This is a genomic window from Catellatospora paridis (genome assembly GCF_009720365.1).
GTDB classification, from domain to species: Bacteria; Actinomycetota; Actinomycetes; order Mycobacteriales; family Micromonosporaceae; genus Catellatospora; species Catellatospora paridis.
Window position 1 is genome coordinate 17,812 of the sequence record NZ_WBZD01000043.1, and the last position, 21,526, is coordinate 39,337.

Consider the following 21,526-nt stretch of genomic DNA (forward strand, 5'->3'; position numbering starts at 1 on the left):
CCGGGGAGGCAGCGTGGACGGAGCTTCGTCATCGGGCCGCGGGCGGCTCGGTCACTTGCCGAGCGACTCGCAGCCGGTCTCGTCGGGCAGCAGCGGGCGCAGGGTGACGGTCCAGTCCTTGCCGCCCGAGGTCCACTTGGTGATCGCGGTCGCCTTGGCCGCGGCCGCGAGCACCGCGGGTGCCTCCTTGTCGGCCACCACACAGCCCAGGCTCAGGCCCTCGCCCAGCGAGGCGCCGGGCAGCGCCGGGCCGGGCCAGGCCACAGCGGGGCCGGCGTCGACGCCCGCGCCCGGGTCCTGCCACGCGGCGGCGACGGCCGCGACCTTGGTCGGGGTGTACTGCTCGACCGGGCCGACCTTGCCGGCGCCGAGCGAGGTGTCCAGGTCGGTCAGCTCCTTGATCAGGTCCAGCAGCTTGCGCCGCGCCTGCTCCTGGGCGGGGGTCAGCCCGGCGTTGGTCATGTCGTCGAGCAGCGCGTACGCCTCGGTCTTCTTGACGCCGTCGGCGGTGGTGACGACGATCCGGGTGTTCGGCAGGTCGGTGACGCCCGGGGTGCCGAGGTCGGTCGGCTGGCCGACGCCCGCCCGCAGCGCCTTGGCGACCAGCGACTGCACGTCGCCGCTGGAGATCCGGCGCACCTGGATGTTGGGCAGCGCGCGGCCCGGATACTCCATGGTGGTGGGACCCTGGGTGATCACACGGCCGTCCGCGTACACACTGACCGCCGGGAGCCGGGTCAGGTTGACCGTCGCGGGCACGAAGCCGCCGACGTGGTCCACGCGCAGCGCGACCGTGTCGCCACCGGGGAACGAGAAGCCGCCGCCCTCGCCGTCGGCGGCGTCGGTCGGACGCCCACACCCGGCAGCCAGCAGCACGAGCGACGCGAGCGCCACCCGCAGTCCTAGAGTCGTAGCCTTCATGCCCCTGTGACCGCGCCGGTCGCGGTTCGGTTCCCGACCCTCGGGCAACTTTTCGCCCACACCCGCCGGCGCGGCGTCAGCCCAGGTCGGCGAAGCCGCCGGCGGCCAGTTCCGCCAGCTCGTCCAGCGCCTGCCAGGCCCGCGCCGCGGTATCGGGTTCGCGTTCGGTCAGCCCGCTGGCGAGGAACTCGTCCTCGTCCAGGCGCAGCGGCGCACTGCCGTCCGCGGGCACCCACAGGTCGAGGTCGAGGTCCTCGACCTCCAGCACGCCGCCGCGGAGCACCGCCGGGCGGGCCACGTCGCAGTACCAGCCTTTGCGGACGCCGGACGCGTCACGGACCTCCTTGACGGCGTACCAGCGGTCGCGCCAGAAGTGCTCGGTGAAGACGTCACCCTGCCCGAAGCGTACGAAGCCGAAGTCGCGGGCCTGCGTGCCCGCCCACGGCGCCCGGACCACGAGGTGCGCGCCGTCGTCGGCGAGCACGTCCGCGGTGTAGCGGATCTTCTCCCGGCCCTCCTTGAGCAGGAGCACCTCGATCCGGCCGCCCGCGGCCAGCGCCTGCCCCATGGTCCTACTCCCCTGCCCGCCGCGGGCCGGTTCCCGAGCCCGCCAGAATGATCTCCAGCTGACGCAGCGTACCGGGCACACGGCGGCGCGCACCGGGGTTTTTCACCGTCCCATCACGGCGTCCACGGTCCGGGCCAGCTCGTCGGCGGTCAGCCCGACGTCCAGCATGGCCCGCATGCCGCCGACGTCGCGGACGTACAGCTGGTCCACGTCGAGGCCCGCCTCGGCCAGCGCGGAGCGCACCGGCCACAGGTCGACCAGCCGCCGGGCCAGCTCGCGCAGGCCGGGCTCGACCAGCACCGGCGGCACCTCGTCGAGCACGTCGGGGCACAGCGCCACCTGCCGGGTGTGCGCGTCGCCCCAGAAGTCGAGCGTCCACCCCGGCCAGAGCGCCGGCCAGTCGTCCCGCAGCCCGCGCAGCGGCCGGATGCTCCACAGCCCGGCGGTGCGCTTCGCCGGGTCCAGGTGCAGCCCGGCGCCGGGGATCTCGTCGCACCACTCCAGCGGCTCCCCCGCGGCGAGCCAGTCGACCAGTGCCGGACCCGCCCGGAACGGCTGCTCGCCGGCCAGGTCGGGGCTCAGGCCATACGCCCGGCAGCCCTGCTCGCCCGCGACGGTCACCAGCGCCGCCAGCGGCAGCTCGGGGTCGTGGCCGGCGTAGTGCGGCAGCCGTGGCGCGTCGTGCGGCACCCGAACCGCAGTGGGGTCGCCTCCGGTGAAGGCGATCAGGTCGGCGAGGCCGTCATAGGCCCAGCGGATCTCCCAGCCGGACCAGGTGCGGCGGAAGGCGTCGAGGACTGCGGCGCGGTAGGCGTAGTCGCCGAGCAGGTCGGCGAACAGCAGCAGCACGCGGCGGTCGGTGTCGATCAGCACGCCGCCCGCGCAGAGCGGGTCGGTCAGCCACTCGCCGGTCACGTGCTCGCCCAGCTGCGCGAGCCACCGCAGCACCACGTCCGGGCCCGGCACGAACAGGTAGTCGAGGCTGTCCCCGGCGCCGCCGCCGTGGAAGTAGAGCGTGTGCGAGCCGTCGCGGATCACGACGTAGTTCACCCTGGAACCCACCCGCGCAGGTTAGTGCGGCATCGACGACCGCACCAGCCTGCGCGAGGACACACTTCGACGAACGTCAGGCGCGCAGCGCGGTCTCCACGACGCCCGCGTACCCGACGTGCCCGGCCTTGTTGGGGTGGTAGGACTCCCCTGTGGGCCAGGACGTGCCGTTGATCCACTCGACGTCGTCGCAGACCGCATGGCCGGTGAACGGGCCGCGGGCGTCGACGAAGCCGAAGCCGCGGGCCGCGGCGCGGGCCTTGATCGTGGTGGCCAGCAGGTCGGCGGCGGCGTTCAGTTCGGCCTGCTCACCGGGTGAGATCCGAGCGATGGCATTGCACTCCTCCCCGTTGAACAGCCGCGGGTAGCCGACCACGACCACGGTCGCGTTCGGGGCGAGGTCGCGGATGCGGGTGTAGAGCTGGTCGAGCTGGCCGGGCAGGGTGTTGCGGATGTAGGTCTCGGCCTTGTCGATGTCGCCCCAGCAGGTGTACGGCCAGGGCTTGGCGCACTGGACGATCACCGCGGACCAGCCGATGTCGTTGCCGCCCGCGCTCACCGTGACGTAGCGGGTGGCGGCGTTGAGGCTGCCCAGCTGTCCGCTGAGGATGGCGGGGATCTTCGCCCCGGCGCAGGCGGCGAAGGTGAGGGTCGCGCCGAGCCGGGCGGCGTCGAGCACCGGGTAGGCGCTGTTCGAGCGCTGGCAGGTCGCATCGAAGTAATCGCGGGTGCCGGTGCCCGAGGCGTAGGAGTCGCCGAGGGCGGTGTACGCCGGGGCGGCGGCGTGGGCGGGCGTGCCGAGCAGGACGAACGAGAGCGCTGCCAGCATGGGTACGGCGGCGCGGAGCGGGAACACCATGTGGGCTCCATCACGGGGGTGTGGGTGGGTGCGCACATGCTGTCAGAAACATTCAGGAACGTGAAGATACCTTGGTGGAAATCTTCGCCGGCCGAGCACTGTGGACGCGAACGGGCGAATTCGCCCTACGAGCGCCGCGGCGTGACTAACCTCAGGGCATGAGCCCGTTGCCGCGCGCCCTGCTGTGGGACCGGATGGTCGAGGTCGGCACCGACATCGCCCTCGTCGATCTGCGCCCCGAAAAACTCCTCGCCCACGGCCAGGTGGTCGCCGCCGAACCGGTGCCGCACGCCTGCCGCTACACGCTGACCACGGTGGACGGTTTCGCCACCGACACCATGACCGTCGAGTCCGAGGGCGCCGGCTGGCAGCGCGAGGTGCGGCTGGAGCGCTCCGGCAACTCGTGGCGGGTCATCACCAGCGAGCAGGGCAAGTTCGGTTCCGTGCAGCTGCCCGGCATCGTCGACCCGGGCCGGCTGGCCGGGGTGCTCGACGTGGACCTGGAGGCGACCGCGCTGACCAACACGCTGCCGATCCGGCGGCTGGGGCTGCTGGGAGCCGAGCCGGGCACCACGCACACCGTGCCGATGGCCTGGATCCGGGTGCCGTCGTTGCAGGTCATCCCGGTGGAGCAGACGTACACGGTGATCGACGCGGACACCATCCGCTACTCGTCGGGCAGTTTCACCGCCGACCTGACCGTCGACAAGGACGGCTTCGTCGTGAACTACCCGGGTTACGCCAGCCTGGTGGTCTGAGGGGCGGTCAGCGGGCCGTCGCGCGCGCCTCGGTCATGCCCTTGTTGGCCAGCGCGTCGGCGCGCTCGTTGCCGGGGTCGCCGGCGTGCCCGCGCACCCACCGCCACTCGACGGTGTGCCGGGCCACCGCCTCGGCCAGGCGCTGCCACAGGTCGGCGTTCTTGACCGGCTTGCGATCCGAGGTCAGCCAGCCGTTGCGGCGCCACCCGTGCATCCACTTGGTGATGCCGTCGCGCACGTAGGTGCTGTCGGTGTGCAGGTGCACGGTGACCGGCCGGGTCAGCGCCTCCAGCGCCGAGATGGCCGCGGTCAGCTCCATCCGGTTGTTCGTCGTCGGCCCCGGGTCCCCGCCGCACATCTCCCGCTCGTGCCCGCCGTACCGCAGGATCGCCCCCCACCCGCCGGGCCCCGGATTCCCCGAGCACGCCCCGTCGGTATAAACCACCACAACCTGCCCGTCACCCTCGCCCACCCCGGCACCGTACCAGCCCCCACCCCCGACGATCTTGCACGAACGGTGGGGACGACACGCGTGTACCAGTCATATGGGCAACAGTTCACGCAAGATCGTCGCGATCTTGCGCGGGCCCGGGGGGCCGGGTTACGGGATGGTTTTGGGGCCGTGGGCGGCGGGGGTGCGGTTGGCGGCGATGGCGTGGTCGATGCTGTAGAGGCCGGCGCCGACGGCGGCGAGCAGGAGGCTGCCGACGCCGAGGGCGATGACGAGTTCGGCGCCGCCGGAGTTGACGAACAGGCCGTGGCCGATGTGCACGGTGAAGAACGCGCCCAGCATGTCGAGGAAGAGCAGCACGCCCGCGATCGGCACGGCCAGCCCGACGATCAGCAGCGCCCCGCCGAAGAATTCGACGATCCCCGCGTACCAGGCGGACAGAGTGGGCAGCGGCACACCCATCGCCTTGAAACCGGCTGCGGTGGGGCCGAGGCCGATGGTGAACAGCTTCTGCCAGCCGTGGGCGAAGAAGACGATGCCGATGCCGAGCCGGGCGATCAGGATCGCCAGGTCGCGGATCTGCGCGGGAAAGACGAACATCACGCCACCTCCGGCCGAACACGTGCGATGTATGGCATGAACATCACTTTTTCATACCTATGACGGTGTTGACGGTGATATCGGCGATCGCCGAGGGCGAACGACACGCGCGTCGACCACGGATGAGTCGCCCGGGTGCCCGCCGCGTTCGCGGGCATGGTGAGATGCGGTGGTGCGTACGGGTCGTCAGGATCGCGCCCGGTTCGCGGAGCCTGTTGGCATCGCTGCCGTTTCGGCTTACCCTGACGTGGCTGTATGAACATCAACCTGGGGAGAACGGAGGACCCGATGTCGTCCGATCGTCTGATCAACCGGCGCTTCGAGTACAACGGTCACCACTGCACGGTGGCCGACTACGACGGCAGCAAGCGCCTCGCGATCGTCATGGACGACCAGCCGCATGTGGTCTACTCCGTCAACATCGACCTCAGCGATCGCAACATCGGGCGACAGCTCGACCTCTACCTCTCCGACGGGCAGTACTACGCCTGGCCGGCCCGCGGGCGCGGCACGCCCCCCGCGCTGCTCACCCCCGACGCGATGGTGGAGCGCACCAAGGACCTGTGACGGTCGCGCACCGTTCGGACGGCTCGAACAACGCCATCCTGCGCTTCTCTCGCAGCGCTGCTAACAAGGGCACCTTCTAAAACGCGGAGCGTCAAGAGGGCGCCCTTGCTTGCTTTTCAGGCGTCGAGTTCGGCGAGGGCGATGGGGAGGGCTTCGGTGAGCTTCTCCATGTCGGGCAGGGCCGCGCCGTCGGCGTAGAGGCCGATGTGGACGCCGTCGCGGTAGCGCGACAGGCCGATGGCGAGCGCGTGGCCGCTGGCCAGCGGGGCGATCGGGTACAGCTCCTCCAGCCGTGCGCCGCCCAGGTGCAGCGGCAGCGGCGGCAGCGGCACGCTGGTCACCACGATGTCGAACAGCAGCGGCGCGGCGTGCGCGGCGAACGGGGCGGCGAGCCGGTTCAGCGCCGACGGCAGCATGCCCGCCAGCACCGGGATCGCGCCCGCGCCCCGGCGCGGACCGGCCGCCTTGTTGCGGTCCATGGCCTCGCGCACCAGGGTCAGCCGGCGGGCCGCGTCGGGCTCGCCGACCGGCAGATCCAGCAGGTACGCCGAGAGCTGGTTGGCGTCGTCGCTGCCGCCCGAACGCACCCGCTGGCTGGCCGGGATCAGCGCGCGCAGCACGTCGACCGGACGGTCGTGCCCGATCAGCCAGTGCCGCAGCGCCCCGGCGACCACCGCCAGCAGCAGGTCGTTGAGCGTGCCGCCGTGCTTGCGGCGGATCCGCTGCAGCTCGCGGGTCTCCAGGCTGACGAACGCGGCCCGGCGGGTGCCCGACGGGGCCGCCAGCAGCGGGCTCGGGGCCGGCGCGCGCATCCGCCCGACGATCGCCGACGCGATGTCGAACATGGTGCCGGCCCGCCCGACGACGTCACCGACGACGTGCTCGGGACGGCTGATCAGGTCGGCGCCGTGGCGCGCCAGCGACGACAGCGCCGACGGCGCGCTCTCGCGGGGCCGCGGCGGTTCGGCGGCGAGCAGGTCCCCGCCGTCGAGCAGGCCGAGTCCGATCCCGACCGCGCCCTGCCCGTCGCACAGCGCGTGGTGCATCTTGGCCAGCAGCGCGAAGCGGCCACCGGCGAGCCCGCTGACCAGGTGCAGCTGCCACAGCGGGCGGTTGCGGTCCAGCGGGGCGGTCATCAGGTCGGAGACCAGCGCGGCCAGGTCGTCTCGGCCGCCGGCCTCCAGCCGGTGGTGCAGGATGTGGTTGCGCGCGTTGAAGACCGGGTCCTCGCTCCACGCCGCGCCGCCGAGCACGGTGGGGCCGACCTTGCGGCGCATCCGGGGCACCCGGCTCGCCCGCTCGACCAGCAGCGCGACGAGTTCGTCGGGGCGCACGGATTCGGCCGGGTGGAACACCGCGACCGCGCCCAGGTGCATGGGCGAGGCGGTGTTCTCCAGGCACAGAAAAGACATGTCCAGAGCGCTGAGCCGCCCGTCCTCCATGGTCACCCTCGCGTCGTCGTCGTGGGACGTGGTCGGTTCGCCGAGCGGCAGCTCTGCCGCTTCGAGGCGACCTGACCTTGATACAACGTCTGAGACCACGTTAAGGCTGCGGTTTGTCGACGGTGTTACAGGCCTGTATGAAGGTGTCGCCGGACACCCCCGGAATGCATCACCGCTGGTGGATTGCTAGGCGTCGTCGCGGCGCTCCAGGCGCAGCCGCTCGTCGTGGGTGATATGTCCCGTGGCTTCCTGTGCCTTGGCGACGTCCTTGGCCCGCTGCCGGGCCTCGTCCTCGTCGACCGCGGCCACCCGGGCCCGCCCCTCCTGCTCCCAGCGCTGGTTGTGAGTGACCTTGCCGGCTACCTCCTCGGCCTTGCCGACCACCCGTTGCGACATGTTGTGGATCTTCTCGTCGAATCCCATGGCCCCCCGCCCCCGCTCCGCTGGGCGCGACTGCGTCACACCTCGATTGTCGCGCGATCCGCGCGTCAGTGCTCGGCTGTCCGCCGGGTGCCCGTGTAGTACTCGAACAGCAGCGCCGACGCCGCCACGATGGTCGCGATGATCCCGAGACCGATCAGCCACCACATCCAGAACACCAGCCCCAGCGAGGCGATCAGGGCCGCGAGCGCGATGCCGAACGGCCAGTAGCTGCCGGGGCTGAAGAAGCCGATCTCCCCCGCCCCCTCGGCGATGTCGGCGTCGCCGCGGTCCTCCGGGCGCAGGTCGATGCGGCGCGAGACGAACCAGAAGTAGCCCCCGCACATCAGGCACAGCAGGCCGCTGAGCGTCAGCGCGGTGGTGCCGATCCAGTCGTACTGCGGCAGCGCCGCCCCGCTCCAGAACCAGTACACCGCGGCGGTCACGAACAGGAACGCGGCCACCCCGAGAAACAGCCGGTACTCGGTCTTCATCGCGATCCCCCGGTCGACGGAAACGGTGAGGCGGGTGCGGGGGGCGTCTGCAAACTAGCATCGGCCCTGCGCACCCGCCCGGGTTCCGGCGGTTCGGCGTGTCAGCCGACGAAGTGCTCGGCCTGCTCCTTGCTGTGGCCGAGCTGGCGGCGCAGTGAGGAGACCGCCTCGTCCACCGGGTGTCCGCGCAGCAGCTCCGCCACCGCGAAGCCGGCCAGCGCACCGAGCCCCGCCGCGGCCACCACCCAGCCCCAGCGGACCGGGGCCGGCCGGCCCGCGAGCGCGTCGAGGGCCAGCGAGGCCCGGTGCCGCGCCTCGGAGCCGGTGTCGGACAGCGCCCCGCGCACGCTGCCCGCCTTCTCCCTCGCCCGTTCGGCTGCCACGTCTCGGGTGCTGCCCAACCCGTGCAGGAACTCGTTCCATGTGGCCGAGGCGACACTGTCGTTGTTCCGGGTACGGAGGAACATCATGATCTCCTGACGTCAGACGTCGTGCGACAGCGAGTCGATACCCCGCCCGGCACCCTGCGAAACGGGCGTTCGCCCCGGTGAGGCCGCATCCAGCTGGTAGACGCTGTACGCCTGGCGGATCACCGGGTGCGCCACGTTGCGCACGCGCACCCCGCCCGGGGTGACGCCGCGCTCCACGCCCGCGTGCGCGTGCCCGTGCACGGCCAGCGCGGTCGGCGCCGAGTCGATCGCCTGGCCCAGCAGGTAGGAGCCCAGGAACGGGTAGATCTCCAGCGGCTCGCCCAGCAGCGTGTCCGGCACCGGCGCGTAGTGCGTCAGCGCCACCAGCACGTCCGCGTCCAGCGACAGCAGGGCGGCCTGCAGGCGGGTCGCGGCCTTCTCCGTCGTACGCACGAAGTCTTTGATCTCCTGCTCGCCGAACATGGACGCGCAGCGCCCCGCGAAGCCGCCGCCGAAGCCCTTGATCCCGGCCACGCCGAACTTCACGTCGCGGCAGCTGATGGTGATGCCCTCGCCCTCCAGCACGGTGATGCCGCCCGCGGCCAGCACCTTGGTGACCTCGTGCTGCTGGTCGCTGTGGTAGTCGTGGTTGCCCAGCACGGCCACCACCGGCACCGGCAGGTCGCCGAACTCGCGGGACACGCACTCGGCCTCGTTGACGGTGCCGTGCCGGGTCAGGTCGCCGGCCAGCAGCAGCACGTCGGCGCGCTCGCCGAGCTGTTCCAGGGAGGGGCGGTACCGGCCGAGCACGTCGACGTCCATGTGCACGTCGCCGACCGCCGCCACCCGGATCACGTGATCACCTCCGGTTCGGACGGACCGGCCACCGCCGTAACCACGATGTCGTTGCACACGTGCTTGTCCGGGAACATCGCCGCCACCCGCTCGCCGATCGCGTCCCGGCGGTGCGCGGTCTCGACCTGGCCGCGCAGCAGCACCGCCCCGTCCCGGCGGATCACCTCGATGCCCTGTTCGCAGATCGTGCCGTCCTCGGTCAGCATGCGGTGCACCTCGGCGTCGGCGTACTCGTCAACCACCCTGGGCTCGCTCACCATGCCCCCGTCCTGTCGGCTCCGGCAGGCACCGACGCCTGCCCGTTCTCGGGTTGCTCCGGCCGCGGCTTCTCGTGCGGCCCGCCCTCGCCCGCCGGAGGGATGATCTCCAGCAGGCTCAGCAGGTAGAGGCACGCCTCGGCGTACACCGAGTGGGCCGTGTCGCGCCGGACCTGGTCCCAGTCGATCTGCTCGCGCAGCGAGCGGGCCAGCGGCAGCGCCCGGGAGTAGTCGCAGTGGTGCTGGGAGAAGGTCAGCAACTTGTGCTCCATCAGCATGGTCGCCGACAGCACGGGGATGTGCAGCGCGCCGACCGGCACGATCGAGCTCTCCGCCAGCACCTCCTCGGTCACCTGACGCTGCACCGGCCGGAAGATCAGATCCACCAGCCGGTCCTCGTCGTACACCTTCACCAGCCAGTCCTCAGGGGGGCGCTCGGTGCGGAAACCCTCCTCGGCGTACGCCTGCAGCGTCCGTTCGACGTCCTCCTCGCGGATCACGAAGTCCACGTCGTGCTCGCTGGAGGTGCCACCGCGGGCGTAGACGGCGAAGCCGCCCGCCAGCGCGAACGGCACCTCCGCGCGGCGCAGCACGCTGGCCGCACGCTTCATCGTCTCCAGGAGCTCTGCACTGATCTCGCTGAGCATGGGGTCGCTATACCCGACGTGTGTTCGTCTCACACATCGCCGGGCACGTTAACCTCACGGACGTGACCGAAGAGGCCGGGACCGGCATGAAGGTGATCGTTTTCGGGGCGACCGGCATGGTCGGCCAGGGCGTGCTGCGCGAGTGCCTGCGCGACGACCGGGTGGCGCAGGTGAGGGTGGTGGGCCGCACCCCCATCGGGCAGCACCACCCCAAGCTGACCGAGATCGTCCGCGACGACCTGTACGACCTGTCTCCCGTCGCCGCCGACCTGGCCGGCTACGACGCCTGCTTCTTCTGCCTGGGCGTGTCCGCGGCGGGCATGAGCGAGGCCGACTACACCCGCATCACCTACGACCTCACCACGGCCGTCGCCGGCACCCTCGCCGAGGTCTCCCCCGGTATGCGCTTCGTCTACGTCTCCGGCAGCGGCACCGACAGCACCGAGCACGGCCGGATGATGTGGGCCCGGGTGAAGGGCCGCACCGAGAACGCCCTGCTGGCGATGCCGCTCGACGCGTACATGTTCCGACCCGGCTTCATCCAGCCCCGCCACGGCATCACCTCCAAGACCGGCTGGTACCGCACCCTGTACAAGATCACCGGCCCCCTCTACCCCCTCCTCGCCCGGATCCCCGGCCTGGCCACCACCACCGACCAACTGGGCCGCGCCATGATCCACGTCGCCATCGCGGGCGCCCCCACCCGCACCCTCACCAACCGCGACATCAACGCCCTCCCCTGAACCGCCCCGCCTTGCCTGACCAGGCGCCGCCCAGCCGGCGCAAACTGTCGGACGGGCGTGTTTGACTGGCCCGATGGCCGCTGACGCCCCCACCCTGACCTTCGCCGACGCCGTCGCCTTCGAGCAGTGGCTCGCCGCCCAGCCCGCCGACAGCGCGGGTGTGTGGCTCAAGCTGGCGAAGAAGGCCTCCGGCGTGCCGTCGGTCGACTACTCCCAGGCCCTCGACGTGGCCCTGTGCCACGGCTGGATCGACGGGCCGAAAGCCGGCGTCGACGAGGTGTACTGGCTGCAGAAATTCACCCCGCGCCGGGCCCGCAGCCGCTGGTCGAAGATCAATCGCAACCGGGTGGCGGCGCTGATCGAGCAGGGCCGGATGCGGCCCGGAGGGCTGGCCGAGATCGAGCGGGCGCAGGCCGACGGGCGCTGGGAAGCGGCCTACGACGGCATGAAGACGGCCGAGGTGCCAGACGACCTCGCCCAGGCACTCGCCGCCGACCCGCAGGCGCAGCGCTTCTTCGAGACCGTCGACCGGCAGAACCGGTACGCGATCCTGCACCGGATCCAGGAGGCGAAACGCCCGGAGACCCGGGCCAGGCGGATCGCCCAGTACGTCGCCATGCTCGCCGAAGGCAAGAAGATCCATCCCTGAGCCGGCCTGCCGCAGCGGCACATCCCGCAGGCCGACGCGCACCCGGCCCACGGGCTCGCCGGTAGCATGGCGATCATGGGAACGGTAAGGGTCGAACGCACTGACGACGGTTTCATCGCCACCAACGAGCGCGGGGCCTCGGTCGCCGTGGGCAGCTCCGATCAGGACGGCGTGTTCTCGCCGGTCGAGCTGCTGCTCGCGGCGCTGGGCGGCTGTGAGATCGTCACCGTCGAGCCGCTGACCGCCAAGCGCGGCCACCGCCTCGTCAAGCTGGCGGTACGTGTCGACGCCGAGAAGGTCGCGCCGACGAAGCTCGGGCCGATCACGACGACGTACGAGATCGAACTGCCGCCCGGCGACGACAAGGCCGCCGAGGTGTTCGAGTCGGTCGCCCACCGGGTCCACGAGAACCACTGCACGGTCGGCCGCGCGCTGCGCGAGGGCACCGAGACCCTCCAGATCCTGCCGCCCCGCTGACCACCGCGCCCCCACCCCGGCAGGACGGGCGACCGGGGCGGGGCGGATGTCCGGTTCCGGGGTTCTCGTCCTGGGATGCGGCGTAGCGTGAGAGCACAAGGGACCGGCGACGCCGGTGGGGGCGGTCACCGACATGGAGCACCCGTGGGGGCAGGCCGCGCTGGCCAACCTGGTCGATCTGCTCGTCATGCTGGTCGAGGCCGCCGGCGCGGTGGTCATCTTCATCGGGGCCAGCGTCGCCTTCGTCCAGTTCGTCGGTGCGGCGATCCGCGGGCGGCATACCGTCGACTTCGTACCGATCCGGCTGGGACTCGGCCGCTTCCTCACCCTCGGCCTGGAGTTCCAGCTCGCCGGTGACATCCTGCGCACCGCGGTCTCGCCCACCCTGCGCGAGATCGCCGAGCTCGCCGCGATCGCCACCATCCGCACCGCGCTGAACTACTTCCTCACCAAGGAGATCCAGGAGGCCCGGGCCGAGCTGCGCGGCGTCGGCGAGGTCATCACGCCCGGCCCGGGCGGCACGGCGCGGGGCACGCCGTGACCCTGCTGCCGGAAGAGGTGGTACGCGGCGCGGCCCAGCTCTGCGTGGCGGCGGGTTTCGCCGCCGGGGCACTGGCGTTCGCGCGGTGCCGATCCGGCCGGATGGCCGTGTCGGTGGCGCTGGATTTCTGGCTCGCGGCGGGACTGCTGACCCTGTCACTGGCCACGACCTGGACGGCGATCCTGGCCGCGGCGGCGATCGTCGGATTGCGCCGCATGCTCACGCTGGCCCTGGCCCAGGGTACGCACCGGGCCGCCGGAGACCGGCCGGGGTGAGGCGGGGACCCACCGGGTGCCGGGCCGGGCTTCCGGCATGTGCCGCGCGAATGCAGACTGACGGGGGTCGCCGGTACGGTGCCACGCATGCGTGATCAGGACCTGCTGCGGCAGATAAAGGACGAGCGGTGGATCGCCGAGTTGCTCGTCCGTTTCGACTTCGACCTTCAGCGCGCCGAGAACGGACCCGTCGAGGCGGTGCGGCTGCCTGACGGCGGCGCGCTGGAGATGATCGCCGGTGACGCCTCCGGCGGCGCGTTCCTGCTGGCCGGGCCACCGGCCGACAACCGTCCGGTCGTCTACGCCGGTTCCGAAGGTGAGGGCGGGCTGATCGCGGCGGATCTGCGTACTGCGCTGGCGCTGGTGGTCGGCCTGTCCAGCCTGCACGACGCCACCTCGATGCCGTTCGGCGACGGAGCGGCGCTGCGCGAGTGGCTGGCCTTCGCCGACGACGAGATCCGAGAGGACTGGCCCGATCTGGACGACGACCGGGCCCGGCTGCGTGATGCTCTCGGCCTTCCCGAGGCCGCCGGCCTGCTCGCGGGGCTGCACGCCGCCGCGGCCGACGAGCGCTACCTCCCGGTCAGCGACCTCGGCGACGTCTACGAGCCGATGACCAGCTAGGCCGCATCCTGCCTGGCCACACGCCAGGAAGCGTGCGGAAGGGCACCTTCTACAACACAAGGCGATGTGAAGGTGCCCTTCCCTCATTCCAGAGTTGTGCGGGCGGGGGACGTGGCACGATCCGGGGAGGAGGCTTCCGGGAGGTTCATCGTGGGCAGCGTCGAGTCGCAACCGGTGCTGACGGGCATCACCGAGGCCGCCGTCTTCCTGATCGTGACCGTGCGCGACGGGGCCGAGGAAGACGTCCGGGACCTGCTCGGCGACGTCTCCAGCCTGGCCCGGGCCGTCGGGTTCCGGGTGCCGGACGGCCAGCTCCAGTGTGTGGTCGGCATCGGCTCGCTGCTGTGGGACCGGCTGTTCGGCGGCCCGCGCCCGGCCGGGCTGCACCCGTTCCGCGAGATCGCCGGCCCGCGGCACGTCGCCGTCGCCACTCCCGGTGATCTGCTGTTCCACCTGCGGGCCCGGCGCATGGACCTCTGCTTCGAGCTGGCCAAGCAGTTCATGGCCCGGTTGGCGGGCCGGGTCGACGTCGTCGACGAGACCCACGGCTTCAAGTACTTCGACGAGCGGGACCTGCTCGGATTCGTCGACGGCACCGAGAACCCGACCGGCAACGCGGCCGCCAGGTCGGCCCTGATCGGCGACGAGGATCCCGGCTTCCTCGGCGGCAGCTACGTCATCGTGCAGAAGTACCTGCACGACATGGCCGCCTGGAACGCGATCTCGGTGGCCGAGCAGGAACGGGTGATCGGCCGGACCAAGTTGGACGACATCGAGTTCCCCGACGAGGCCAAGCCCGCCGACTCGCACCTGACGCTGAACACGATCACCGACGACGACGGCGTCGAGCACAAGATCGTGCGCGACAACATGCCGTTCGGCTCGGCCGGCGAGGGCGAGTTCGGCACCTACTTCATCGGGTACGCCGGCCAGGTCGAGATCACCGAGCAGATGCTGCAGAACATGTTCATCGGCAAGCCGCCCGGCACCACCGACCGCATCCTCGACTTCTCCACCGCGGTGTCGGGCAGCCTGTTCTTCGTGCCGTCGGCCGACCTGCTCGACGACCTGCCGCCGCCGGCGGGGTCCGCCGTGCCGGCGGCCGAACCGGCGCAGGCAGAGCCGGTGGCAGCCACGCCGGTGGAACTGGGCCCGGTGGGGATTCCGGGCGCCCTGGCCGTCACGCGGGGCGAGGCGCCGGTGTCGGCGGAGATCGGGCCCGGCGACTCTTCGCTGGGCATCGGGAGCTTGAAGGGGAGCCGGGCATGAACAACCTGCATCGCGAACTCGCCCCGATCTCGGACGAGGCGTGGGAGAACCTGGAGGCCGAAGCACGGCGCACGTTCACCCGGCACGTGGCCGCCCGCCGCGCGGTCGACGTGATCGGCCCCGCGGGCCTGGACCAGGCCGCCGTCGGCACCGGTCACCTGCACCCGGCCGGCGACTCCGGCGGCGCGGTCCAGGCGCGGGTGCGGGAGGCCCGCCCGCTGGTCGAGTTCCGGGCGCCGTTCACGGTGAGCAGGCAGGCGGTCGACGACGTCGCCCGGGGGGCCAAGGACCCGGACTGGCAGCCGGTCAAGGACGCCGCGAAACAGATCGCCTTCGCCGAGGACGGCATGGTCTTCGACGGTTTCGCCGAGGCGGGCGTGGTCGGCATCAAGCAGGCGGCGTCCAACCCGCCGATCGCCCTGCCCGCCGACGCCGCCGCCTACCCCGACGCGGTCGCGCAGGCCATGACCGAGCTGCGCCTGGCCGGTGTCGCGGGGCCGTACACGCTGCTGCTCAGCGCCGACGCGTACACCGCCGTCGCGGAGACGACCGACCACGGCTATCCGATCCGCGAGCACCTGTCCCGGGTGCTGGGCAAGGAGAGCCACATCATCTGGGCGCCCGCGCTGACCGGGGGGCTGCTGCTGTCGACCCGCGGCGGCGACTACGAGCTACACCTGGGCCAGGACCTGTCGATCGGCTACCTGTCCCATGACCCCGACTCGGTGCGGCTTTACTTCCAGGAGTCGCTGACCTTCTTCGTGCAGACCACCGAGGCCGGGGTCGAACTCACCGCCGGATGACCGCCGGACTGCCCGCATTCGGGCCTGCCGAGGGCGCTTGACGTGGCACGATTCCGGTGAGGAGGCGTGCGGTGACGCGCCCGCCGGACCGCCCGCGTGAGGGGATGAGGATGATGCTCTCCGGCAAACGGGCCCTGGTGTTCGCCGCCGACGAGCGGCTCGCCGAGACCGTGGCCCGCCACCTGGGCAAGCAGGGCGCGCAGGTGTGGGTCAGCGGCCTGGACACCGAGGCCGTCGAGGCGCTCGCCGAGAAGATCAACGCCGACGGCGGCGAGGCCCATCCGGCCACCGTCGACCCCAGCGATCCGCATCATGTACGCGAATACGTAACCGCCGTCGCCTCCAAGGGCCCGGTCGACGTGTGCTTCAACGGCTTCGAGCTGCCCACGCACGCCGCCGGGGTGGGCGTGCCCTACCGCGACCTGGACCCCACCGTGCTCACCGAGGCCCTCGGCGAGGTGATCGGCGCGCATTTCCTGACCGCGCGGGAGGCGGCCCGGGTGATGGTCCCGGCCGGGCGCGGCTCGATCATCACGGTCGCGTCGACCAACGGGGGCAGCGGCCGCCCGCACACGGGCGCGCTCGGCGCGGTGGCGGGCGCGCTGGAAGCCCTGGCCCGCAGCATGGCAACCGAGTACGGCCCGTCCGGCGTACGGGTCAACCACGTCCGGGCCACCCGGCTGTCCAGCGGCCCGATGTACTACGAGAACGCCCTGGGCCGACCGGTGACCGTGGACGAGGTCGCCGCGGCCGTGGCCTGGCTGTCGTCCGACGCGTCCGGCGGCGTCACCGGACAGGTGATCGAGGTCAGCGGCGGGGAGCACGGGCTCAGCGAGGCCGTGGCCGCCCGCGGGCCGAGGAGGGAGCGACATGTCGAACTCGATCTACCATGACGAATACGGCACGATCAGCCGCGACGACGACCACGGCCTGCTGGCGCTGACCTGGTCCCCGGCGACCGACCACATCAGCGACGACGATTTCAAGGCGCTGATGGCGCGCTTCGCGCAGACCGCCGAGCAACTGCCGACCCGCTACCTCGTGGTCGACGCCCGGAACCTGCACCACCGGCCGGACGCCGGCTTCGACAACTGGTGCGACCAGAACGTCATCCCCTGCTACAACCGCGCCGGGGTGGCCAAGCTCGCGTACCTGATGCGGCCCGCCGAGGCCGCCGAGGCCGAGCCGGCGCCCGAGGGACCGGCCACGTTCCCGACCGCGTACTTCGACTCGATGGAGTCGGTGCACGATTGGCTCAAGACCGGCTGAGAACGATGGTGTGACAGTGCAACAGACCGCCTCCGTCCGGCGTACATACCGGGTGGAGGTGGCGACTGGTGCCGGATCATTCGTTCGACGACTTCGTCCATGCCGCCCTGCCCGCGCTCGGCCGGTACGCGTACGCCCTGACCGGCGAACGCGCGGCCGGTGAGGACCTGATCCAGGACACCCTGGTCAAGGTCGCCGGAGCGTGGCGGCGGGTGCACCGCGACGGCAGCCCCCTGGCGTACGCGCGCACGACGATGCTCAACACGTACCTGAGCGCGTGGCGGATCCGCCGCAGGCGGCCGGCCAGCGTGCCACTGGAGGTCGACTGGCCCGGCCCTGATGAGTACGGCCCGGTCGATGTCCGTGATCAGTTGCGCCGCGCCCTGGACGCGCTGCCGCGGGCCCAGCGGGCGGTGCTGGTGCTCGGTTTTCTCGACGATCTGTCCGATGAGGAGATCGCCGGAATGCTGGACCGCCGCCCGGCCACGGTGCGCTCGCTGCGCCACCGCGGCCTGGCGGCGCTACGCCGGCAACTCGACGGCGACCAGGTGGAGGGCGGTCCGTATGCACGACGTTGAGCGACTCCTGCGCGAAGAACTCAGCCGGCGGTCGCAGCTGCCGCCCCCCTCGGCGGCCGCGGTCGTCACCGCCGTGCACGGCCTGCGCCGCCGACGGCGGATCACCGCGGTGGCGGCGCTGGGCGCGGTCGCGGTGCTGGTCACATTGGCCGGGACGATCACCGCGCTGCGGCCCTCGGCGGGCTCCCTGCCACCGGCGTTCCCGCCGCCGGCGCACGCCGGATCAGTGTCGTTGACCGAGCCGCCGGAGATCTGGTTCGCCGACGCCGACCACGGGTTCGCACTTGCCCAGTCGTGCCTGGCGGATCCGTGCCAGCTCTACGTCGCGCAGACCACGGACGGCGGCGCCTCCTGGCAGCGGCACGCCGTGCCGGGCGAGACGTTCCCCGCCGAGCAGCGCAGCCCACGGGTCACCCTGCGCGTGCTCAGCGCCACCACGCTCGCGCTCGACGGCTTCGACGGTGACCGGCGCAGGTTCACCACCGACGGTGGCCGCACGTGGACCGAGAAGCCGATGGATCCGCAGGGCACAGTGGCGGAGATCCCCGACGGCGGCCTCGCCCAGGTCCGGTCGAACACCGGGCGGCCCATCGACATCGTGGTGCTCCGGCCGGACGGGACCTCGGCGCTGCTCGCCACGCCGCCGCAGACCCGGCCGCTGACCTCGATGTGGACGAACGTGGTGCGCGGCGACGACGGCAGCGCCTGGGTGTACGGCGGGGACGACACCAGGACCTGGCTGTGGCTCAGCCGGGACCGCGGCCGCACCTGGCGGGAGGTGCCGCTGCCGGGTGACGCGGCCGGGCCGCATGCCGGTCGGGGGCCGCTGCTCGAACACGGCCGGATGCTGTACGTCGTGGAGACGTTCCCGAAGCGCCGGGTGTGGCGTAGCACCGACGACGGCGCGCACTGGGCGGACCTGGGCAAAGACCTGCCACCGGATCCCGGTGGAGACGCGGGACTGGCCTCAGTGGTCTGCTTCGACGGCACCCTGCTGGTCTATGAGCCGACGTCCGGCGCCGTCTACCGGGCGATGCCGTCCGAGGACAAGCTGGGCCGGGTGGGCGACGCACCGATCTGGCAGCGGATCGGCGGCCGCTACCTGCGGGCCGCCGGACCGAAGGCGTCCGACCCGCCCGTCCAGCACTCCCCCGACGGGCTGACCTGGACCGAGTTGCGCCTGTAGTCCCGTACGCCGATCAAGGCTCCGTTCACGCCGCTCACCCGGCGAGGACGGAGCCTTGGTCATGTCCGGGGGCGACCGCACCCTAGCAGAGGACGATCACCACTTCCAGACCTTTCGTTCATACCACTTGAACACTAAGAATTAGTGCGAACCGGACACACCGGTGGGAAGACTCCCGCCGGTTCGTACTACCAGAGGTGGGTGATGGTGGTGTCTGTGGATTCCTCCGCGGAAGTCGAGAGTGGACAGGCACGGTCGAGTCTGGCCACGGCGGCGGCCCGCAATCTGGCGACGACGACGAAGTCGGCGCCCCAGATGCAGGAGATCTCGTCCCGGTGGCTGCTGCGCATGCTGCCGTGGGTGCAGGTCAAGGGCGGCACGTACCGGGTCAACCGGCGGCTGAGCTACGCGGTCGGCGACGGGCGGGTCAGCTTCACCACGATCGGCGCGCAGGTGAAGGTCGTGCCGCCGGAGCTGTGCGAGCTGCCGCTGCTGCGCGAGTTCGAGGACCTCGGGGTGCTCGGCGCGCTGGCCGACCGGTTCACGCAGGCGGAGTACGCGCCCGGCGACGTGATCGTGGAGGCCGGCCACCCCGCCGACAAGGTGCACCTGATCGCCCACGGCAAGGTCAACAAGCTGGGCACCGGCAAGTACGGCGACCGGATCGTGCTCGGCGTACTGGCCGACGGGGAGTACTTCGGCGACCAGTCGCTGGTCAAGCTCGGCAGCACCTGGGACGTCACCGTCAAGGCGGTGACCAGCTGCATCGTGATGTCGCTGAGCCGGGCCGCGTTCGACGACGTCGTCGGGCAGTCCGAGCAGCTGCGCGATCACGTCCGGCGCCACCAGGCCAACCCGGTGCCGCCGCAGAACAAGCACGGCGAGGCCGCGATCGAGATCTCCGCGGGCCACATCGGCGAGGCGCAGCTGCCCGGCACCTTCGTCGACTACGAGCTCACCCCGCGGGAGTACGAGCTCAGCGTCGCGCAGACCGTGCTCCAGGTGCACACCCGGGTCGCCGACCTCTACAACGAGCCGATGAACCAGATCGAGCAGCAGCTGCGGCTCACCATCGAGGCCCTCAAGGAGCGCCAGGAACACGAGCTGATCAACCACCGGGAGTTCGGCCTGCTCCACAACGCCGACCTCAAACAGCGGATACACACCCGCACCGGGGCGCCGACCCCCGACGACCTCGACGAGCTGCTCAGCCGGCGGCGCAGCTCGCACCTGTTCCTCGCCCACCCGCAGGCCATCGCCGCCTTCGGCCGCGAGTGCACGCGCCGGGGCATCTACCCGCAGGGCGTGGAGATCAACGGCAGCACCGTGCCCGCCTGGCGCGGGGTGCCGCTGCTGCCCTGCAACAAGATCCCGGTGAGCCCGAACCGGACCACCTCGATCCTGGTCATGCGCCTCGGCGAGGCCGAGCAGGGCGTCATCGGCCTGCACCAGACCGGCCTGCCCGACGAGTACCAGCCGAGCCTGTCCGTGCGCTTCATGGGCATCAACGACAAGGCCATCCTGTCGTACCTGGTCAGCGCGTACTACTCGGCCGCGGTGCTGGTCCCCGACGCGCTCGGGGTGCTGGAGAACGTGGAACTCGGCCACTGATTCCGCCGCCGGGCACCTTGCCGGCGTGTGCGCACGTTGGACAGGGTGCCCGGCGTCTTTGTCGTAGGCCCTTCGGGAGAGGTGGTACCACCATGAGCACTGTGGAGATGGCACGCGGTCAGTCCGCACGGGACGTGCTGGCGTGGAGCCGCACCCTCGTCGACCCCGCGTTAAGAACCGCGGTCGGCACGCTGCGGCCCTCGATGCGCCGCATTTCGGGGTATCACTTCGGCTGGTGGGACGCCGACGGCACGCCCGCCACCGGCGACGCCGGCAAGGCGATCCGGCCCGCGCTGGCGCTGGTGGCGGCCGAGGCGGTGGGCGGCGACGCGGCCCAGGCGGTGCCCGCGGCGGTCGCGGTCGAGTTGATCCACAACTTCTCGCTGCTGCACGACGACATCATGGACGGCGACGTCACCCGGCGGCACCGGCCCACCGCGTGGACGGTGTTCGGCCAGGCCCCGGCCATCCTCGCCGGTGACGCCCTGCTCGCACTGGGCTTCGACGTGCTGGCCGGCTGCGGCCACCCGGCCGTGCCCGAGGCGGGCCGGCTGCTCAACACCGCGGTCCAGGAACTGCTCGACGGGCAGAGCGCGGACCTCGAGTTCGAGGAGCGCGACGACGTACGCCTCGCCGAGTGCCTGTCCATGGCCGAGTCCAAGACGGCCGCGCTGCTGGGCGGGGCGTGCGCGCTCGGCGCCCTGCTCGGCGGCGGCACGGCCGAGCAGGTGGCGGCGCTGACCGAGTTCGGCCGCCGGATGGGGCTGGCCTTCCAGTTCGTCGACGACCTGCTCGGCATCTGGGGCGACCCCGCGGTCACCGGCAAATCGATCCACTCCGACCTGGCCAGCCGCAAGAAGTCGCTGCCGGTCGTCGCCGCGCTCACCTCCGGCACCCCCGCCGGCCACGAGCTGTCCCTGCTGTACCAGCGCCAGGGCCCGCTCGACGGACCGGAACTGACCCGCGCCGCCGAACTGGTCGACGCCGCCGGCGCCCGCGCCTGGGCCCGAGCCCGCGCCGACGCCCTCCTTGCCCAGGCCCTACGCCGCCTCCACGCCGCCGACCTGGCCCTGTCCCCCGCCTCCCAACTCCACGCCCTCGCCCGCCTAGCCACCCACCGCCAACACTGACCTGGGTGGGTTCGCGTTCGCGCTCGACACCGCTCTTGCCATAGACATTGGCCTATCTGGTTGAGTTTGATC

Annotated in this window: 29 protein-coding genes; 16 read left to right on the forward strand and 13 right to left on the reverse strand. The window is 71.7% G+C overall.

Annotation, left to right across the window (positions count from 1 at the left end; genetic code table 11):
• Positions 1-51: 51 nt before the first annotated feature.
• The 4 genes from F9C41_RS37915 to F9C41_RS37930 all read right to left on the reverse strand — a co-directional run bounded on the left by F9C41_RS37915 (position 52) and on the right by F9C41_RS37930 (position 3,398).
• Complete coding sequence (locus tag F9C41_RS37915; protein ID WP_155391682.1) at positions 52-921, reverse strand: hypothetical protein; 870 nt, start codon at positions 919-921, stop codon at positions 52-54.
• A gap of 76 nt (positions 922-997) precedes the next feature.
• Complete coding sequence (locus tag F9C41_RS37920) at positions 998-1,489, reverse strand: ribonuclease FAU-1 family protein (protein ID WP_155391683.1); 492 nt, start codon at positions 1,487-1,489, stop codon at positions 998-1,000.
• A 102-nt stretch (positions 1,490-1,591) separates the two neighbouring features.
• A complete protein-coding gene (locus tag F9C41_RS37925) occupies positions 1,592-2,551 on the reverse strand; it encodes a hypothetical protein (protein WP_155391684.1) in 960 nt (319 codons plus the stop codon).
• Positions 2,552-2,615: 64 nt separating this feature from the next.
• A complete protein-coding gene (locus tag F9C41_RS37930; RefSeq protein ID WP_155391685.1) occupies positions 2,616-3,398 on the reverse strand; it encodes an SGNH/GDSL hydrolase family protein in 783 nt (260 codons plus the stop codon).
• Between the two features lie 158 nt (positions 3,399-3,556).
• Here F9C41_RS37930 and F9C41_RS37935 point away from each other — a divergent pair, with 158 nt between their 5' ends.
• Complete coding sequence (locus F9C41_RS37935; RefSeq protein ID WP_196280130.1) at positions 3,557-4,156, forward strand: putative glycolipid-binding domain-containing protein; 600 nt, start codon at positions 3,557-3,559, stop codon at positions 4,154-4,156.
• A gap of 7 nt (positions 4,157-4,163) precedes the next feature.
• Here the strand turns inward: F9C41_RS37935 and rnhA are convergent, their stop codons facing one another.
• Together rnhA and F9C41_RS37945 are read right to left on the reverse strand one after the other, a co-directional pair.
• Positions 4,164-4,628, reverse strand: a complete 465-nt coding sequence (gene rnhA / locus F9C41_RS37940; protein WP_155391686.1) for a ribonuclease HI — start codon at positions 4,626-4,628, stop codon at positions 4,164-4,166.
• Positions 4,629-4,757: 129 nt separating this feature from the next.
• The gene (locus tag F9C41_RS37945; protein ID WP_155391687.1) at positions 4,758-5,207 is read right to left on the reverse strand and encodes a DoxX family protein; all 450 of its coding nucleotides are present in this window, start codon (positions 5,205-5,207) and stop codon (positions 4,758-4,760) included.
• A 288-nt stretch (positions 5,208-5,495) separates the two neighbouring features.
• Between F9C41_RS37945 and F9C41_RS37950 the strand changes: the two genes are divergently transcribed.
• A complete protein-coding gene (locus F9C41_RS37950; protein ID WP_155391688.1) occupies positions 5,496-5,774 on the forward strand; it encodes a hypothetical protein in 279 nt (92 codons plus the stop codon).
• 116 nt (positions 5,775-5,890) lie between these two features.
• Here the strand turns inward: F9C41_RS37950 and F9C41_RS37955 are convergent, their stop codons facing one another.
• The 7 genes from F9C41_RS37955 to F9C41_RS37985 form a co-directional block, all read right to left on the reverse strand.
• Entirely contained in the window at positions 5,891-7,216 is a 1,326-nt protein-coding gene (locus F9C41_RS37955; RefSeq protein WP_155391799.1) for a wax ester/triacylglycerol synthase family O-acyltransferase, read from the reverse strand.
• 186 nt (positions 7,217-7,402) lie between these two features.
• Positions 7,403-7,639 carry a CsbD family protein gene (locus F9C41_RS40920; RefSeq protein ID WP_191840013.1) on the reverse strand — a complete coding sequence of 79 codons (237 nt, stop codon included), beginning with the start codon at positions 7,637-7,639 and terminating at the stop codon, positions 7,403-7,405.
• Positions 7,640-7,704: 65 nt separating this feature from the next.
• Positions 7,705-8,130: a cytochrome c oxidase subunit 4 gene (locus F9C41_RS37965; protein ID WP_155391689.1), complete on the reverse strand. Its 426-nt coding sequence runs from the start codon at positions 8,128-8,130 to the stop codon at positions 7,705-7,707.
• 101 nt (positions 8,131-8,231) lie between these two features.
• Positions 8,232-8,597: a hypothetical protein gene (locus F9C41_RS37970; protein ID WP_155391690.1), complete on the reverse strand. Its 366-nt coding sequence runs from the start codon at positions 8,595-8,597 to the stop codon at positions 8,232-8,234.
• 15 nt (positions 8,598-8,612) lie between these two features.
• Entirely contained in the window at positions 8,613-9,395 is a 783-nt protein-coding gene (locus F9C41_RS37975) for a metallophosphoesterase family protein (protein ID WP_155391691.1), read from the reverse strand.
• On the reverse strand, positions 9,392-9,655 hold the full coding sequence (locus tag F9C41_RS37980) for a BON domain-containing protein (protein WP_155391692.1): 264 nt from the start codon (positions 9,653-9,655) through the stop codon (positions 9,392-9,394). The genes F9C41_RS37975 and F9C41_RS37980 overlap by 4 nt, the downstream gene beginning before the upstream one ends.
• Complete coding sequence (locus F9C41_RS37985) at positions 9,649-10,299, reverse strand: nucleotidyltransferase family protein (RefSeq protein ID WP_230690319.1); 651 nt, start codon at positions 10,297-10,299, stop codon at positions 9,649-9,651. The genes F9C41_RS37980 and F9C41_RS37985 overlap by 7 nt, the downstream gene beginning before the upstream one ends.
• Before the next feature lie 62 nt (positions 10,300-10,361).
• Here F9C41_RS37985 and F9C41_RS37990 point away from each other — a divergent pair, with 62 nt between their 5' ends.
• The 14 genes from F9C41_RS37990 (at position 10,362) to F9C41_RS38055 (ending at position 21,454) form a co-directional block, all read left to right on the forward strand.
• Positions 10,362-11,042 carry an NAD(P)H-binding protein gene (locus tag F9C41_RS37990; protein WP_230690320.1) on the forward strand — a complete coding sequence of 227 codons (681 nt, stop codon included), beginning with the start codon at positions 10,362-10,364 and terminating at the stop codon, positions 11,040-11,042.
• 73 nt (positions 11,043-11,115) lie between these two features.
• A complete protein-coding gene (locus tag F9C41_RS37995) occupies positions 11,116-11,691 on the forward strand; it encodes a YdeI/OmpD-associated family protein (RefSeq protein ID WP_155391693.1) in 576 nt (191 codons plus the stop codon).
• Positions 11,692-11,766: 75 nt separating this feature from the next.
• Complete coding sequence (locus tag F9C41_RS38000) at positions 11,767-12,168, forward strand: OsmC family protein (RefSeq protein ID WP_155391694.1); 402 nt, start codon at positions 11,767-11,769, stop codon at positions 12,166-12,168.
• Between the two features lie 133 nt (positions 12,169-12,301).
• Positions 12,302-12,709, forward strand: a complete 408-nt coding sequence (locus F9C41_RS38005) for a DUF1622 domain-containing protein (RefSeq protein WP_155391695.1) — start codon at positions 12,302-12,304, stop codon at positions 12,707-12,709.
• Positions 12,706-12,984, forward strand: a complete 279-nt coding sequence (locus F9C41_RS38010; protein WP_155391696.1) for a DUF1622 domain-containing protein — start codon at positions 12,706-12,708, stop codon at positions 12,982-12,984. Before F9C41_RS38005 ends, F9C41_RS38010 begins: the two co-directional genes overlap by 4 nt.
• 87 nt (positions 12,985-13,071) lie before the next feature.
• Positions 13,072-13,608 carry a hypothetical protein gene (locus tag F9C41_RS38015; RefSeq protein ID WP_155391697.1) on the forward strand — a complete coding sequence of 179 codons (537 nt, stop codon included), beginning with the start codon at positions 13,072-13,074 and terminating at the stop codon, positions 13,606-13,608.
• Positions 13,609-13,758: 150 nt separating this feature from the next.
• On the forward strand, positions 13,759-14,877 hold the full coding sequence (locus F9C41_RS38020) for a Dyp-type peroxidase (RefSeq protein WP_155391698.1): 1,119 nt from the start codon (positions 13,759-13,761) through the stop codon (positions 14,875-14,877).
• The gene (locus tag F9C41_RS38025) at positions 14,874-15,680 is read left to right on the forward strand and encodes a family 1 encapsulin nanocompartment shell protein (protein WP_155391699.1); all 807 of its coding nucleotides are present in this window, start codon (positions 14,874-14,876) and stop codon (positions 15,678-15,680) included. Before F9C41_RS38020 ends, F9C41_RS38025 begins: the two co-directional genes overlap by 4 nt.
• Positions 15,681-15,790: 110 nt before the next feature.
• Positions 15,791-16,573: an SDR family NAD(P)-dependent oxidoreductase gene (locus F9C41_RS38030; protein WP_196280131.1), complete on the forward strand. Its 783-nt coding sequence runs from the start codon at positions 15,791-15,793 to the stop codon at positions 16,571-16,573.
• Positions 16,551-16,949 carry a hypothetical protein gene (locus tag F9C41_RS38035; RefSeq protein WP_155391701.1) on the forward strand — a complete coding sequence of 133 codons (399 nt, stop codon included), beginning with the start codon at positions 16,551-16,553 and terminating at the stop codon, positions 16,947-16,949. Before F9C41_RS38030 ends, F9C41_RS38035 begins: the two co-directional genes overlap by 23 nt.
• 68 nt (positions 16,950-17,017) lie before the next feature.
• On the forward strand, positions 17,018-17,527 hold the full coding sequence (locus F9C41_RS38040) for a SigE family RNA polymerase sigma factor (protein WP_196280132.1): 510 nt from the start codon (positions 17,018-17,020) through the stop codon (positions 17,525-17,527).
• A complete protein-coding gene (locus F9C41_RS38045) occupies positions 17,514-18,713 on the forward strand; it encodes a sialidase family protein (RefSeq protein WP_155391703.1) in 1,200 nt (399 codons plus the stop codon). The genes F9C41_RS38040 and F9C41_RS38045 overlap by 14 nt, the downstream gene beginning before the upstream one ends.
• 204 nt (positions 18,714-18,917) lie before the next feature.
• Complete coding sequence (locus tag F9C41_RS38050; protein ID WP_155391704.1) at positions 18,918-20,324, forward strand: family 2B encapsulin nanocompartment shell protein; 1,407 nt, start codon at positions 18,918-18,920, stop codon at positions 20,322-20,324.
• Between the two features lie 92 nt (positions 20,325-20,416).
• A complete protein-coding gene (locus F9C41_RS38055) occupies positions 20,417-21,454 on the forward strand; it encodes a family 2 encapsulin nanocompartment cargo protein polyprenyl transferase (RefSeq protein ID WP_155391705.1) in 1,038 nt (345 codons plus the stop codon).
• Positions 21,455-21,526 lie beyond the last annotated feature (72 nt).

Excerpts from the sequence above, each read along its gene's own strand:
- F9C41_RS37915 (WP_155391682.1), bottom strand. The coding sequence starts at position 921 with ATGAAGGCTACGACTCTAGGACTGCGGGTGGCGCTCGCGTCGCTCGTG.
- F9C41_RS37920 (WP_155391683.1), bottom strand. The coding sequence starts at position 1,489 with ATGGGGCAGGCGCTGGCCGCGGGCGGCCGGATCGAGGTGCTCCTGCTC.
- F9C41_RS37930 (WP_155391685.1), bottom strand. The coding sequence starts at position 3,398 with ATGGTGTTCCCGCTCCGCGCCGCCGTACCCATGCTGGCAGCGCTCTCG.
- F9C41_RS37935 (WP_196280130.1), top strand. The coding sequence starts at position 3,557 with ATGAGCCCGTTGCCGCGCGCCCTGCTGTGGGACCGGATGGTCGAGGTC.
- F9C41_RS37945 (WP_155391687.1), bottom strand. The coding sequence starts at position 5,207 with ATGTTCGTCTTTCCCGCGCAGATCCGCGACCTGGCGATCCTGATCGCC.
- F9C41_RS37950 (WP_155391688.1), top strand. The coding sequence starts at position 5,496 with ATGTCGTCCGATCGTCTGATCAACCGGCGCTTCGAGTACAACGGTCAC.
- F9C41_RS37955 (WP_155391799.1), bottom strand. The coding sequence starts at position 7,216 with ATGGAGGACGGGCGGCTCAGCGCTCTGGACATGTCTTTTCTGTGCCTG.
- F9C41_RS40920 (WP_191840013.1), bottom strand. The coding sequence starts at position 7,639 with ATGGGATTCGACGAGAAGATCCACAACATGTCGCAACGGGTGGTCGGC.
- F9C41_RS37965 (WP_155391689.1), bottom strand. The coding sequence starts at position 8,130 with ATGAAGACCGAGTACCGGCTGTTTCTCGGGGTGGCCGCGTTCCTGTTC.
- F9C41_RS37970 (WP_155391690.1), bottom strand. The coding sequence starts at position 8,597 with ATGTTCCTCCGTACCCGGAACAACGACAGTGTCGCCTCGGCCACATGG.
- F9C41_RS37980 (WP_155391692.1), bottom strand. The coding sequence starts at position 9,655 with ATGGTGAGCGAGCCCAGGGTGGTTGACGAGTACGCCGACGCCGAGGTG.
- F9C41_RS37985 (WP_230690319.1), bottom strand. The coding sequence starts at position 10,299 with ATGCTCAGCGAGATCAGTGCAGAGCTCCTGGAGACGATGAAGCGTGCG.
- F9C41_RS37995 (WP_155391693.1), top strand. The coding sequence starts at position 11,116 with ATGGCCGCTGACGCCCCCACCCTGACCTTCGCCGACGCCGTCGCCTTC.
- F9C41_RS38000 (WP_155391694.1), top strand. The coding sequence starts at position 11,767 with ATGGGAACGGTAAGGGTCGAACGCACTGACGACGGTTTCATCGCCACC.
- F9C41_RS38005 (WP_155391695.1), top strand. The coding sequence starts at position 12,302 with ATGGAGCACCCGTGGGGGCAGGCCGCGCTGGCCAACCTGGTCGATCTG.
- F9C41_RS38015 (WP_155391697.1), top strand. The coding sequence starts at position 13,072 with ATGCGTGATCAGGACCTGCTGCGGCAGATAAAGGACGAGCGGTGGATC.
- F9C41_RS38025 (WP_155391699.1), top strand. The coding sequence starts at position 14,874 with ATGAACAACCTGCATCGCGAACTCGCCCCGATCTCGGACGAGGCGTGG.
- F9C41_RS38030 (WP_196280131.1), top strand. The coding sequence starts at position 15,791 with ATGATGCTCTCCGGCAAACGGGCCCTGGTGTTCGCCGCCGACGAGCGG.
- F9C41_RS38035 (WP_155391701.1), top strand. The coding sequence starts at position 16,551 with ATGTCGAACTCGATCTACCATGACGAATACGGCACGATCAGCCGCGAC.
- F9C41_RS38045 (WP_155391703.1), top strand. The coding sequence starts at position 17,514 with ATGCACGACGTTGAGCGACTCCTGCGCGAAGAACTCAGCCGGCGGTCG.
- F9C41_RS38050 (WP_155391704.1), top strand. The coding sequence starts at position 18,918 with ATGGTGGTGTCTGTGGATTCCTCCGCGGAAGTCGAGAGTGGACAGGCA.
- F9C41_RS38055 (WP_155391705.1), top strand. The coding sequence starts at position 20,417 with ATGAGCACTGTGGAGATGGCACGCGGTCAGTCCGCACGGGACGTGCTG.